The 14,110-nt window shown below is 61.2% G+C and carries 15 protein-coding genes; 1 reads left to right on the forward strand and 14 read right to left on the reverse strand.

Annotation, left to right across the window (positions count from 1 at the left end):
• Positions 1-216 precede the first annotated feature (216 nt).
• Positions 217-729 carry a M23 family metallopeptidase gene (locus H2510_RS02345; RefSeq protein WP_186626756.1) on the forward strand — a complete coding sequence of 171 codons (513 nt, stop codon included), beginning with the start codon at positions 217-219 and terminating at the stop codon, positions 727-729.
• A gap of 82 nt (positions 730-811) precedes the next feature.
• Here the strand turns inward: H2510_RS02345 and H2510_RS02350 are convergent, their stop codons facing one another.
• From H2510_RS02350 to H2510_RS02415, 14 genes are all read right to left on the reverse strand, one after another.
• Positions 812-2,101, reverse strand: a complete 1,290-nt coding sequence (locus H2510_RS02350; protein ID WP_397517310.1) for an AAA family ATPase — start codon at positions 2,099-2,101, stop codon at positions 812-814.
• A 242-nt stretch (positions 2,102-2,343) separates the two neighbouring features.
• The gene (locus tag H2510_RS02355) at positions 2,344-3,273 is read right to left on the reverse strand and encodes a tyrosine recombinase XerC (protein WP_186626758.1); all 930 of its coding nucleotides are present in this window, start codon (positions 3,271-3,273) and stop codon (positions 2,344-2,346) included.
• A 97-nt stretch (positions 3,274-3,370) separates the two neighbouring features.
• Positions 3,371-4,141, reverse strand: a complete 771-nt coding sequence (locus H2510_RS02360) for a siderophore-interacting protein (protein ID WP_136169288.1) — start codon at positions 4,139-4,141, stop codon at positions 3,371-3,373.
• Between the two features lie 94 nt (positions 4,142-4,235).
• The gene (gene dprA / locus H2510_RS02365) at positions 4,236-5,360 is read right to left on the reverse strand and encodes a DNA-processing protein DprA (protein WP_186626759.1); all 1,125 of its coding nucleotides are present in this window, start codon (positions 5,358-5,360) and stop codon (positions 4,236-4,238) included.
• Positions 5,357-6,865, reverse strand: coding sequence for a YifB family Mg chelatase-like AAA ATPase (locus H2510_RS02370; protein ID WP_186626760.1), 1,509 nt, complete (start codon positions 6,863-6,865; stop codon positions 5,357-5,359). The genes dprA and H2510_RS02370 overlap by 4 nt, the downstream gene beginning before the upstream one ends.
• Positions 6,865-7,218 carry a YraN family protein gene (locus tag H2510_RS02375; RefSeq protein WP_186626761.1) on the reverse strand — a complete coding sequence of 118 codons (354 nt, stop codon included), beginning with the start codon at positions 7,216-7,218 and terminating at the stop codon, positions 6,865-6,867. The genes H2510_RS02370 and H2510_RS02375 overlap by 1 nt, the downstream gene beginning before the upstream one ends.
• Positions 7,219-7,508: 290 nt before the next feature.
• A complete protein-coding gene (locus H2510_RS02380; RefSeq protein WP_084348598.1) occupies positions 7,509-7,847 on the reverse strand; it encodes an Lsr2 family protein in 339 nt (112 codons plus the stop codon).
• Between the two features lie 242 nt (positions 7,848-8,089).
• A complete protein-coding gene (locus tag H2510_RS02385) occupies positions 8,090-8,248 on the reverse strand; it encodes a hypothetical protein (protein WP_168708264.1) in 159 nt (52 codons plus the stop codon).
• Positions 8,249-8,257: 9 nt separating this feature from the next.
• Positions 8,258-8,563: a DUF2469 domain-containing protein gene (locus H2510_RS02390; protein WP_084348597.1), complete on the reverse strand. Its 306-nt coding sequence runs from the start codon at positions 8,561-8,563 to the stop codon at positions 8,258-8,260.
• Positions 8,564-8,603: 40 nt separating this feature from the next.
• Complete coding sequence (locus H2510_RS02395; RefSeq protein ID WP_186626762.1) at positions 8,604-9,344, reverse strand: ribonuclease HII; 741 nt, start codon at positions 9,342-9,344, stop codon at positions 8,604-8,606.
• Between the two features lie 14 nt (positions 9,345-9,358).
• Positions 9,359-10,141: a signal peptidase I gene (gene lepB / locus H2510_RS02400; RefSeq protein ID WP_186626763.1), complete on the reverse strand. Its 783-nt coding sequence runs from the start codon at positions 10,139-10,141 to the stop codon at positions 9,359-9,361.
• Positions 10,142-10,290: 149 nt separating this feature from the next.
• The gene (gene rplS, locus H2510_RS02405) at positions 10,291-10,632 is read right to left on the reverse strand and encodes a 50S ribosomal protein L19 (protein WP_084348942.1); all 342 of its coding nucleotides are present in this window, start codon (positions 10,630-10,632) and stop codon (positions 10,291-10,293) included.
• Between the two features lie 151 nt (positions 10,633-10,783).
• Positions 10,784-11,629, reverse strand: coding sequence for a hypothetical protein (locus tag H2510_RS02410; RefSeq protein ID WP_315901181.1), 846 nt, complete (start codon positions 11,627-11,629; stop codon positions 10,784-10,786).
• 77 nt (positions 11,630-11,706) lie between these two features.
• Positions 11,707-14,052, reverse strand: coding sequence for a Tex family protein (locus H2510_RS02415; RefSeq protein ID WP_186626764.1), 2,346 nt, complete (start codon positions 14,050-14,052; stop codon positions 11,707-11,709).
• Positions 14,053-14,110: the final 58 nt, after the last annotated feature.

Raw genomic sequence — 14,110 nt, forward strand, 5'->3', positions numbered from 1 at the left:
GTGACTTCCATTGTCGAAATGGCTGCCTCAAAGCGCGGACGCGCGAAGTCGACCCGTGCGGACACAGGTCGCTCCGCCAGTGTACGGCCTGAAAGTCGCAGCTCATAACCAGGGCGGAGGTCAAGGGACGACTAGATGTGTGGACAAACTTTCCGTCTGTCCACAGGCCGTACAACCGCACCCTGAAAAATTGCCTCAACCGACATTCTGAATACCATGAAAGTCCTGGCAGCAGCCCTCGTCATCACGCTGATCGCGGCAGCCGCCGGCCTGGCCGACGTCTCTCCGTCCGGGGCTTCCCCTCCGACCCCGTCGCAGGCATTTCGCTGGCCTTTGTCGCCACGACCGCCAGTGGTCAACCTTTTCGACCCTCCCGAGCATGACTGGCTCCCCGGCCATCGCGGCGCCGACCTGGCAGGGAGCTCCAATCAGGCAGTACGCGCATCAGGGCCTGGCACAGTCGTGTTCGCGGGCCGAGTAGCAGGAAAACCCGTGGTCTCGATCGACCACCCAGGTGGACTTCGCACCACTTACGAACCGGTGACCGCCTCGGTCCACGCCGGAATGCGGGTCAGAGCCTCAGAGATTGTCGGAACGCTCGAACCGGGCCATCCAAGCTGCACGGAAGTGTGTCTGCACTGGGGTGTGCGACGAGGCCGGGAGTATCTCGATCCGTTGACGCTGGTCCACTTCACACCGATTCGACTCAAACCTCTTCACGCGAACTAGCTCGAACAAGGTTCGACCACAACTGAATTCGAATGAGCCCACGAATCGAGGGACAAATCTGCGTGAGCCAGGCGCATCCGGCTCAGCGCCAAGTCGGGCCCGAGTGCCGTCCGGATGCTGCCGGAAAGTCATCGGCCACCATCGCCGCAAGCTCGACGAACGCCGAGCGTGTCTGCGGGCGAAGAAGATCCAGATCGACGACGGCACCCTCGGCCAAATGCTCGTCGAACGGTACGACGAGCACTGCGCGGCACCGTTCCAAGAAATGCTGAGTCAGCAAGTTCATATCGACTGCGGACGAACCGGGCCGAACCGAACTGATCACGACCACCGTGCGCTCGACCAAGTGCCCATAACCGTGCAGCTGAAGCCAATCGAGCGTGGCCGCTGCGCTACGCGCGCCATCGACAGCGGGTGAGGAGACGAGCACGAGTGCGTTTGCCAGTTGCAGCACGCCGTTCATCGCCGAGTGCATGATGCCCGTGCCGCAGTCGGTCAAAATCAAGTTGTAATAGACCTGAAGCATATCGATGACGGAACGGTAGTCCTCTTCGCCGAACATCTCCGATGCCGCGGGATCACGTTCTCCGGCAAGAACTTCCAATCGACTCGGCGCCTGCGAGGTGTGCGCTCGGATGTCGGAATAGCGTCGAACATTGGGAGCATCCGCCAGCAAGTCGCGCACCGTCGACGACGTCTGACGCGGAACCCGTTCACCCAGCGTTCCGAAATCGGGATTCGCATCTACCGCGATTACGCAATCACCGCGCAACGACGCGAACGTCGAACCGAGGCCCAGGGTCGTCGTGGTCTTCCCGACACCACCTTTGAGCGAGAGAAACGCGATTCGGTAGTCCCCCAGAACCGGTTGCCTTATGCGCTCCACCTGGTTGCGGTAGCGCTCCTCCGCAGTCGATTCACCAGGATTGATCACCCCACCGGTAAGTCGATGTACTCCCTTGCGCCAGCCCGACGAGGAAGTGCGCCGCGGACGCTTGAGAAGGGTGTCGGGAGCGAGATCCTGGCTGGTCGGCTGGTACTGCGCTCCGAACGGCTGATCCGGTCCCGGTGTTGCACCGGAAGCAGGGTCGCCGGGCGGATAACCGTTGGAGGTCCTACTACTGGGGGTTCGACCGCTGACGGGCTGAACCTGCTGGGAACGGGCGGTAGAAGGACCCGACCACGGTGGGGTCCAGTCATCGACGCGATCGTTGCGAGCAGGAACGGGAACTACTTGCGAGTGTGGAGCGTAGCGCGGTGGAGCCTGGCGATCGGCCGACCGACTCGATTGCCACGGGGGTACTTGCCGGTCGCTGGTCGCGGGTTCGCCGCTGCGCGAATCCGCGTCGGCGGACGATGCCTGTGTCCACACCGGCTCGATCGGCGACGAGTTCGTTCGAAAAGGATGACCAGAACTCGCCTGGGCACGGATCGACCACGCGGCGCTAGCGCCTTGTGGTTGTTCGCGGTCCACGGTCCCCCCGTATCCGGATTTCGACTTCGGCTTTGGACTCCACTGCAGTTTTCGAACTGAGCAGCAGTTACGCAACACAATACTTTGCAAACGGTTTGTTTCGCCACGACGCTACCAAACTCACCCGTGACAGGCGTGGTTCACGCTCGCGGATGCGCTTGGTCGTGTACCGCCCGCAATCGCTCCACCGACACATGAGTGTAGATCTGAGTGGTTGCAAGGGAAGCATGCCCGAGCAACTCCTGCACCACACGAAGGTCGGCACCGCCCTCGAGAAGGTGGGTGGCCGCGGAGTGCCGCAACCCGTGCGGCCCTATGTCGGGCGCACCGGGTACCGCCGACACGACCTCGTGCACAGCGGTCCGGGCCTGGCGGGGATCTATACGGGCGCCTCTGCGACCCAGCAGCAGCGCGCGTCCCGAACGCTCGTTCATCAGCGCCGGACGCCCGTGCAACGACCAAGCCTCGAGGGCGTGCGCCGCTGGAACTCCGTACGGTGCCGAACGTTCTTTGTCACCCTTTCCGATCACGCGGACCACTCGTCGATCGTTATCGATGTCGTCGAGGTCGAGTCCGCACAGCTCGCCGACTCGGATTCCGGTGGCGTACAGCATTTCCACTATCAGGCGATCTCGTAGTGCAAGTGGATCGAGCTCTGCCGCGCCGGATTGGGCCTGGGTCAGCGCCTCGGAGGCTTGACTCTGCTTGAGAACCGAAGGCAGTGAGCGCCGGACCGCCGGTGTTGCCAAACGCAGGGCTGGATCGGAGGTCATGCGGGCACTACGAGTGAGCCATGCGGTGAAGGCCCGAGCCGAGGACGTGCGTCTGGCCATCGACGTTCTAGCGGATCCGTGCCGAGCCTGATCCGCCAGCCAGGACCGGAGTACCCGCAGATCGAGGTCGGCCAGCGTTGCCGACGGGTCACGCCGGATGAGATGACGGAGCAACGACTCTGCATCGGCCACGTATGCACGCACGGTGTTGACCGATCGGTTGCGTCCGATTTCGAGATGCTCGGCATACTCCTCGAGGTGTACGCGCAGCGTCGGTGGGAGCTCGTCGTCGGCCATTCACACAGCCTTACCGCTGCACTGCCGGGGAGCAACCAGCCGCGCCGGACATCCTCACCTTGTTCATCCGCCGAGACGAGATGTCAGTCGCGCTCGGTCACGCTTCGGCCTCGGCCAACTCACGCTTCCACACGCGGAAGGTCTCCTCGGTGCGTCCGCGTCTCCAGTAGCCGGAGATCGAAGCCCACTCAGCAGGAACACCTCGGTCCTTACGCACGTAGCCACGCAGGTTGTGCATCACGGCCTGCGCTTCGCCATGAATGAACACCTGGGCCTGGCCCGGTAGCCATTCGGTATTCCGAACGGCCTCGATCAGCGGTGAGTTGTCCCCGGCCTTGTCGTCACCGACTTCGCCGGAACCGGCCCCGCGGTGAATCCACGTGACGTCCACGAGCGCAAGCGTCTCCATGTAGATTTCGTCCTTGCGGTCCGACACCTCGACGAACACCTTCGCAATCGCGTCTTCCGGCAATGCCTCGACCGCAGCGGAGATGGCGGGGATAGCAGATTCGTCGCCGGCAAAGAGATGCCAATCCGCCTCTGGACGCGGCTTGTAAGCGCCGTTGGGTCCATAGAGGCCGATGCGGTCGCCTGCCTTCGCGTTGGCCGCCCAAGGTCCGGCAATGCCCTCGTCGCCGTGGACGACGAAGTCGATCGCAATCTCGCGAGCGTCGACATCGACGGAGCGCACCGTATAAGTGCGCTTGACTTCCTCGTCCTCCGAGCCGAACGCGAGCTTCACGTACGAGTCGGTGAAGTCAACGGGTTGGAAGTCGTCGAATCCTGGATCGCCGAGATACACCCGCTGCATGTGCGGAGTCAGTGATTCCGTACGCAGGACGGTCAGGACGGTTTTGCGTCGTGCCACTTTTCAGCCTTTCCGAGCTGTTGACATAGGTTTATCGTCCAAAAGAGTAAGTGTTACCTAACACCCTACCGTTCCCGGCGGTTCCCCAGATTTTTCACGGGCGAACCACCCTGGACCACCCGGTCTCGTCACTTGCTACGAACCCGTCCAGTTCCAACAGAGGCAATACCGATCGAACAGTAGCCAGAGGCAACGACGACATATCGGAAAGCTCACGCGGCGATAGCGTTCCGGACGCAGGTAGCGCCTCGTACACCAACAACGCCGACTCGGACAGGGCATCGATCTCGCGGAACATCGAGGGTCTACCCTCGTCGGTCTCCCCTGCCATTCCTGCTTCGGCGACCACATCGTGGGCATCGGCAACCAAACGCGCTTCGCCTTCACGAATCATCCGGTGGCAACCCTTCGATGCCGCCGAGGTCACCGGACCGGGAACTGCAAGTACTGGGCGTCCGAGTTTGCGAGCCCACCCGGCTGTATTGCGTGCACCGCTGCGCCAACCGGCCTCCACGATGACCACAGCCGACCCGAGGCCCGCCACCAATCGATTGCGAGCGAGAAAGCGATGTTTGGCCGGCGTCGTGCCGGGAGCGTACTCACTGAGAACGGCCCCCGTCTGGGCGATTCGGTGAAGCAAGCGGGAATGTCCCGAGGGATATGCGCGGTCGACTCCGCACGCGAGTACCGCCACCGTCGAACCACCCACGCCCAATGCTGCCCGGTGGGCGGCCGCATCGATCCCGAATGCCGCCCCCGACAAAATCGTCCAGCCGTCGACTGCCAAATCTCCGGCAATCTCGGCAGTCACGTGCTCGCCGTACGACGTGGCGGCACGTGTCCCGACGATCGACACGGCTCGTTCAGTCAACTCCGCCACCGAAACTGCGCCGAGAACCCACAAGGCCAACGGCGCGCATTGATCGGTGCCCACCGGCATCCCAGCGCCGTCGAACGCGAGAAGTTTCCACATCGGCCACTCCTCGTCATCGGGGGTGATGAGCCGACCACCCAGAGATGCAACAAGATCGAGGTCCGCGCGTGCAGTGTCGATATGCGTGCGGACCTGTAATCGCTCTCCAAGTGCCCCACGGGAGACGGCATCCGCTGCGCCTTCGGGACCTGCCTCGGCTGCGAAGTCGCAAAGTACTCGATGCGGCCCCTGAGCAACACGCGAGAGGTACGCCCAGGCCAGGCGTCGTGGATCGTGCGTCGTCACCTCATCCCCCTGTCTCGAAAGTCCAATGCGGCCCCCACCTCGCCGATGCCTGGCATGTCTCCACCCGCCAGATCGTTCAAAGTCCAGGAAACGCGAAGTGCCCGATCGGCACCTCGGGCGGTCAGCGAACCATTACGAAGCGCTCTCTCGACCGGAACCAATGCTTCACGCGAGAGTGTGAACTTCTGCCGCAGCGCCGGCCCAGGAACCTCGGCGTTTGTCCGCCACCCGTATTCGCGCCAACGTTCGGCCGCCTGCTCGCGTGCAGCGATGACGCGGGCACGCACGCGCTCGGTGGTCTCTCCTAGCTCGTCCGTCAAAGCACCGGTAGCTACTCCCATCATGGCGATGCGCAGATCGACGCGGTCGAGAAGCGGACCGGACAGCTTGCCGAGGTACTTTCGCCGAACCATCGGCGCACAAACACAATCGGCATTTCTGGCCGGTGCACATGGGCACGGATTCGCAGCCAACACCAATTGAAAACGTGCCGGGTACCGAGCCACGCCATCGCGTCGCGCAATCCTGATCTCACCGTCCTCCAATGGAGTTCTCAACGCCTCCAACACTTTCAGACCCATCTCGGCACATTCGTCGAGGAAGAGGACGCCCCGGTGCGCTCGACTGACTGCACCTGGCTTCGCCATTCCGGTTCCACCGCCCACGAGCGCGCTCACGGACGTCGAATGGTGAGGCGCGATGAAGGGTGGCGAGGAAATCAACGGCCGCTCCGTGGTCAACAAGCCTGCAACCGAATGAATTGCGGTCACCTCCAATGCCTCCGATTCGGTCAGGGGTGGGAGAATTCCTGGAAGTCGTTGTGCCAACATCGTCTTGCCGATTCCCGGAGGTCCAGTCAGCATGACGTGATGCGCACCGGCCGCAGCGACTTCCAACGCCCACCTCGCCTCGGACTGGCCTACCACCTCGCTCATATCCGGATATGCCACTTCTTGCTCGAATTGCCCGGGAATCGGTCGGCTCAGTTCGACTTCCCCCCGTAGCCATTCGACGACTTCCTTCAACGAACCTGCCCCGAGCACTTCGATACCGTCGACAAGACCTGCTTCCGCCAGTGCCGCGATCGGCACAACTACTCGTGACCACCTCGCACGTTTGACTGCCAACACGCCCGGCAGAACGCCGCGCACCGGACGAAGGCGTCCGTCCAATGCCAATTCGCCTAAGAACACGGTTTTTTCGAGCGATCGCCGCGGGATCTGTCTGGCTGCATCCAAAACCGCCAACGCAAGGCCGAGATCGTAGACGGAGCCAACTTTCGGCAAAGTAGCTGGGGATAGTGCCAGAATTACCCGAGAATCCGGCCAACTATTGCCAGAATTCGTTACGGCAGCTTTTACTCGATCTCGCGACTCGTTCAATGCTGTGTCCGGGAGTCCTACCAAATGAACTCCCGGCAATCCGCGACCGATATCTGCTTCGATCTCCACTACTTGGCCATCCACACCGGACACGGCCACCGAGAAAGCGCGACCCAGTGCCATCAGAACACCCCGCGCAAATGTGTCACGACCGGATCGGCACCTCGTGCCATCACGATGCCGACCACGTCGAAACGCAGTCTCACCCAGGGGCTGTCACGGTCCTCCAGCCAGGCCAGCGCGAGCTTACGTATCCGCTGTTGTTTTGCGTACGTCACCGACTCAGCCGGTGTTCCGTAGCCGGTCCCCGAACGGGTCTTCACCTCGACGAAGACGAAAACCTCGCCATCGCGCGCAACTATGTCGAGTTCCCCGTACCGGCATCGCCAATTTTTCTCGACTATTTCCATTCCGCTATCGACCAGACGCAGAGCGGCCAAAGCCTCCCCGCGCGCCCCCAAGTCCGAATTGGACATCGCACTCCCCCACGGTCGTCGGTTCGCCGATCTGCCGAACCCGCAACCGACGATGCGCCAACAACGAACCGAGGATTCGCATCCCCGCAGCTCGTGAATCACCCTGTGTACAAACGAATCACCTGTGGACTACCACTGAAATTCAACTCGTTGGGGGGCCTACGTGTCGTACCCATGTGCATGGCACTACACCCCAGAAGGCACTACGAACAGAGCAATGCCCCGACCTTCTCGGTCGGGGCATTGCTCGAAGTCCAGCTACGTGGATGAAATCCCTACGGGGGATGAACTCAGTGCGCTGCTTCGTACGCTGCTTGCACGTCCTGGCTGATTCGACCGCGGGCACTCACGTCATAACCATTTTCCCGCGCCCATGCGCGAATGTCCTGCAGATCGACCTTGCCACGAGCGGAGGCCGGTGAAGTCTTGCGTGCTCGACGACCCGATACTTTCTCTGAATGCTCGATCCAGAATGCCAACTGCTCGTGCAGTTCGTTTGCATGCTTCAGGTTCAGGTCGATGCTGTACTGATTGCCACCGATACTGAATTCGATGGTTTCACCCTGTCCGTCCTTGATGACCGAACCGTCGACATCATCGATCATTTGGACGAGTGTCTTGCGTGCCATGTCCGAACCTCTAACAGTCGAGGGAAGTGCTTATAGAGCCGTTTCTACCACCAATTGGCTCATTCTCCCAACATTGGACAGAAATCCACAGCAACGTTTCAGCTTTCATATCGAGCAAATGCAGCCCATTTCGAGACATCCACAAAAGATGCGAGCAGCCAATTCGCTTGTCCTGCAATCAATGCGGAATTGACTCTCACGCTATTCGATCACCGATTGCGGCGATTCACTCGGCTGAAAAGTTACTGCTGCACAATCGACCACAAAACCTGACCGAGTACGAAGCACAGCGCGGCCGCGCCGATCAATTGAGCACACATGACGAGTGTCTTGCGCGAGCGTCGCCGGCCTACGAGATAGGTACCGGCAGCGATCAACAGCAGCCACAGTGTTACCGACACGGGAAATATCTACTCGGGCAAACGCAGGTCGGTCTTCTCGAGTTCCTCGATGTTGACGTCCTTGAACGTGATCACCCGAACATGCTTGACGAAACGTGCCGGTCTGTACATATCCCACACCCAGGAATCGGACATTCGCAGTTCGAAATAGATCTCGCCGTCCGCGTTGTGGGGAATGAGCTCGACGGAGTTGGCGAGATAGAACCGGCGTTCCGTCTCGACCACATAGTTGAACTGACCGACGATGTCCCGGTACTCCCGATACAACGAGAGCTCCATCTCGGTTTCGTACTTTTCGAGATCCTCGGCACTCATCGGTTTTTTCTCATCCTCCGTCGGCTGGCATGAAGTTCAATCATCGCGCATTGCGTTCATCGCAGTCCATTCGGCCCAGGACCGACGCTACTTCGTCCGTCCTGCCTGCCGCGGCAGCCACAACGTTCGCGTACGACATTCGGTGTTGGGAGCACGGCCCGAGTTCCGACATTGCTACCGCATGAGCTCTGGTGCTGTAACCCTTGTGAACCGCGAAGCCGTAACCAGGAATTTCTGCATCCATCTCGACCATCACTCGGTCTCGCGAGACCTTGGCGAGAACACTGGCCGCGGCAATGCACGCAGCTGTCGCGTCGCCGCCGATTACCGGGAGCGACGGAACCGGCAGTCCAGGCACCCGGAATCCGTCGGTGAGAACATATCCGGGCATCATCGCAAGACCTGCCACAGCTCTTCGCATTCCCTCGATGTTGGCGACATGGACACCGATTCGATCGATCTCATCGGCATCGATGAACACCACACTCCAGGCGAGCGCCAGCCGTTGGATCTTCGGAAACAGCTCCTCACGACGCTTCTCGGTCAACTTCTTCGAATCATTCAGATCGGCCAGCGCCAGGTGCGCTTTCCCGCCGAGCACACAGGCGGCGACGGTCAGCGGGCCGGCGCATGCACCCCGCCCTGCTTCGTCGACACCTGCCACCGGCCCCAGTCCATTGCGTTCGAGTGCAGACTCCATCGTCCGCAGCCCGGAAGAGCGACGAATGACAGGACGCGGTGGCCACGACGGACGACCTCGTGATCGACTCGAACTACTCATTGCCCGTGTTCAGCTCACTGTCCCTGGATGTCGGGCGAGTCGAGGGTGCCGAACCGCGATGGCGGCAGTGCGATGAGGAACGCCTTGCCGATCACATTGTCGATCGGCACGGTCCCCATCAGCTCGTCCGAGACATGGAACCGCGAATCGGCAGAATTGCTTCGATTGTCACCCATGACCCAGACGTTGCCCTCGGGCACGGTTACAGGCGCAAAGCAACGACCGGACTTCAACTCGGTATCGCAGGACATGACGTCAGGCGTAAACGGGAAGTCCATCTGAATATATGGTTCGTCGAGCGGTTTACCGTCCACCAGCACACGCCCCTGAGCGTCACAGCACTCTACGGTTTGTCCCCCAGTGGCGATCACTCGTTTGACGAGATCGTTTTCGTCCGGTGCGACGACACCGATCAACGAGCCGACTTCCTCGGCGCCACGGATTATCGCGTTCGACGACCGGGTGGAGGTGAAGTCGCTGTTCCACGAGTCGGGACCGCGGAAGACGATGACGTCGCCCGGCTTGGGGTCTCCGAAGCGATAACCGATCTTCTCCACCACGATGCGGTCCCCGGTGCACCCGGCGCAGCCATGCAGCGTCGGTTCCATCGATTCGGACGGAATCAGATACACGCGTGCAACGAATGTCTGGAGCAGGAAGCTCAGAACCAACGCGACGAGTATCAGTATCGGCAGTTCACGCCAGAAGGATCGAGGCTTTTTCTCACGACGCGCCTCTTCCGACTTCTCACTCTGCGAATCGGACGGCCGGTTCGGATCCTGCTGGGAATCTGCCACGGCACTAGATTAGCCGCAGTCTCTCCGAGCCTCGAACAGTGCACCGACGCGTGGCGACCAAACGAGCAACGGTGATGAGAACATGAAAGCGCCGCACCGACCCGAGGGGCGATGCGGCGCTTTTCGAAGCTGGGCGGAAGTAACCGCAATCAGCGCTTTTCCTTGATCTTGGCAGCCTTGCCACGAAGGTCACGGAGGTAGTAGAGCTTCGCGCGACGAACATCTCCACGAGTCAGAACCTCGAACTCGGCGATGTTCGGGCTGTGAACCGGGAAGGTGCGCTCGACACCGACACCGAACGAAACCTTACGAACGGTGAACGTCTCACGAACGCCACCACCCTGGCGACGAATCACGACGCCCTTGAAGATCTGAATGCGCTCTTTCGAGCCTTCGATAACCTTGACGTGCACGTTCAACGTGTCGCCTGGGCGGAAGGCAGGAATGTCGCTGCGAAGCGACTTATTGTCCAAGAAGTCCAGAGTGTTCATCGGTAGGGCCATCCTTGCGTTCTTCGCATGAGCAGAGGAACCGAGCGGCCCCGCAAACGAGACTCGGCTGGTTCGTACTCCGATTAGGGTTGTGCCTTGCACAGGCAACCCGCCTATTGTGCCAGAGAGAGACCCTGGTTGCGAAATCGCGTCACTCTGCGGAGGCCGTCGGCACCGGAGGTGGCGCCGCCGGACGAACCTTCCTGTCGAGTTCGTATTCCGTCGCTTCGACGGCGTGGCCGATACTCGGTTTCCCGGCAATCAGGTCCTGAAGGTAGACCTTCGCCCTGATCGTCGGACGTCTGATGGTGCGCTCGCGCCGAAGTGCACGCTCCATCCGCTTGGGCCTGCTCGTGTAGTACCAGCGCGCCCAGGGTGCGCCGGGCCTGCTGAGCCGGATCGCACCGACGTAGAGAATCGGCGCGACGAACAAACCGATCAATCCCGTCCAGATCTTCCCCTTGAGCACGACGACCGCGCAGACAGCAAGGTGAAAGAGGGCGAGAGCTGTGTATCCAGCCCGGACCCATGGGTTGGGGTCGCGGCGAATGTCGGTGACATTCAAGAATTCGAGTGGGTGAAATCCCAGCAGAAGCAACCCTGTTGCCGCCGTCGCGACGAACACCGCATCGATCGACGTTCTGCCTTGTTCGGACCAGTAGACATCCTCGAGGTAAAAGATCAAAGCGAACTCGTCCAGCACAAGCGCCGCGCCGACCCCGAACAACGAAGCGAGTGCGGCGCCAGTCTCGGTCGATGCGTCCTCGTACACCGAGATGAGAGCAACGCCGGCGACGAGCATCAGCACGACCCCGAACACGACGTGATGGATGTGTCGACCACCTGGAGTGATGTTTCCCGGCCACCACTTCACCTGAGCCCGGATCAATCGAACGCTGAGTCGAATGACAGCAAACCCGACCACGAAACCGATGAGGAAGCACAGGAGAGGGAGACGTCCGTGCTCGATGATCTCCCCCTCCAGCCACTCACTCACCGCGGCCCACCCCTCTTACAGTCGGTTCGACATCTGTCGAATGCGCACGATCCTGAATTCGTTCACCGCAGCAAACTCTATTTGCCGAATCCTGCATTCCGGAGCGCGTCTGCCATGGAGCCGCCTGCGGGAGTACTGGCTTGGCGCGCAGCCCCTCCGCGATTCTCACCACCGCGATTGTCACCACCGCGATTCTCTCCACCGCGGCCTTCCCTGCGTGGCCCTTGGCGCCGATCCGACTGACCGCCCCGAGTTTTGTCCTTCGACCCGGCACCGGGCTCGTCGTCGAGGCGCAAACTAAGGCCGATGCGCTGACGCGCGATGTCGACCTCCATGACCTTGACCTTGACCACCTGCCCCGACTTCACGACCTCGCGTGGATCCTTGACAAAGTTGTGCGACAACGCCGAAACGTGCACCAAGCCGTCTTGATGGACGCCGACATCGACGAAGGCGCCGAATGCCGCAACGTTCGTCACGACGCCTTCGAGTGTCATCCCCGGCTTCAGATCCGCGACCTTCTCTATTCCCGCCGCGAAGGTCGCGGTCTTGAACTCCGGACGCGGATCCCTACCGGGCTTTTCGAGTTCGGCGATGATGTCCGTGACGGTCGGTAGGCCGAATCGATCGTCGGCGAACTTTCGTGGATCGAGCGTGCGCAGCAATGTGCTGTTGCCGATCACCTCGCGTACCCCCACACCGGCCGTGTCGACGATGCGCCGAACTACCGGGTATGCCTCAGGGTGGACGCTCGACCGATCGAGCGGATCGTCCCCATCGACGATGCGCAGGAATCCTGCACACTGCTCGAATGCCTTCGGACCCAGCCGTGCGACATCTTTGAGCTTGGAGCGACTGGTGAAAGGACCGTGTTGGTCACGGTGCGCAACAATGCTTTCGGCGAGCGAACCAGCAATTCCTGACACTCTGGACAACAGTGGAACGGAGGCTGTATTGACGTCGACCCCGACGGCGTTCACGGCATCCTCCACGACGGCACCGAGGGACCTGGCCAACAACGCCTCGGAAATGTCGTGCTGGTACTGGCCGACCCCGATGGATTTCGGATCGATCTTCACCAGCTCCGCCAACGGATCTTGGAGCCGTCGTGCAATGGAGACCGCGCCGCGAATAGTCACGTCCAGCTCGGGCAACTCGCTCGAGGCGTACGCCGATGCGGAGTACACCGATGCGCCCGCTTCGGAAACAACGATCTTGGTCAACCCTGCCGCGGGGTATTTGGCGATGAGCTCCGCTGCGAGCGCGTCGGTTTCGCGTGAGGCCGTGCCATTTCCGATTGCGATCAACTGAACCGAGTGCTTCGAGGCCAATGCCGCCAGCGTCGCGAGCGCCTGGTCCCATTTTCCTTGCGGCTTGTGCGGATAGATCGTGTCGTAGTCGACGACCTTGCCCGTCGAATCCACCACTGCAACTTTGGTGCCTGTCCGGAATCCCGGATCGAGACCCATCGTCGAACGGTTGCCTGCAGGAGCTGCAAGCAACAAGTCCTTCAGGTTGGACGCGAACACATCCACTGCGTCCTTTTCGGCGGACTGTCGAAGGCGCATTCGAACATCGATTGCCATGGTCACCAGGAGCTTGGTCCGCCATGCCCAACGCACGGTGTCGAGGAGCCAGCGGTCACCGGCGCGGCCGCGATCGGCGATGTCGAACTTCTTCGCGATGCGCCCTTCGTAGACCGTGGGAACTCCAGGCTGCGCTTCCTCCTGCTCCGGTTCGAGGCCCAGGGAGAGAATCTCCTCCTTCTCCCCGCGCAGTGCCGCGAGAATCCGGTGCGAGGGCAAACTGGTGAAGGGTTCGGAGAATTCGAAGTAGTCCGCAAATTTGGAGCCTTCGTCCTCCTTGCCCTTACGGACGGACGCCGTCAACTTGCCGCGAGTCCACATGAGCTCACGAAGTTCGCCCACCAGGTCCGGATCCTCCGCGAAACGTTCGACGAGGATTGCGCGTGCACCGTCGAGTTGTTCGGTGTCGTACTGCGCCGGGTCGGTATTCGGATCGGAGATGAGTGCGTCGGCAACAGGCTCGTGCCCGGCCTCCCGCGCGATCTGAGCCTTCGTTCTGCGCTTCGGCTTGAACGGCAGGTAGATGTCCTCGACTCGGGCTTTCGTCTCGGCCGACATCAGGGACTGCTCGAGTGTCTCGTCGAGCTTGCCTTGGGATCGAATCGATTCGATGACCGCATCACGTCGCTCGTCGAGTTCGCGGAGGTACCGCAGACGCTCGTCGAGCTGGCGGAGCTGGGCGTCGTCGAGGCTGCCGGTGACCTCCTTCCGATACCGAGCGATGAACGGAACGGTCGAGCCACTGTCCAACAGATCCACGGCCGCGCGGACCTGCTCCTCGCGGACGTCGAGTTCTTCAGCTATACGCTTGGTCACAGATTTCAGAGCAGTCGTCACGGCGTTGGACCCTACCGCTACTCTAAGACGAGAACATCAGTGACCATCGTGGGAGATT

The organism is Rhodococcus sp. BP22, assembly GCF_014281965.1.
Taxonomy (GTDB): Bacteria; Actinomycetota; Actinomycetes; order Mycobacteriales; family Mycobacteriaceae; genus Rhodococcoides.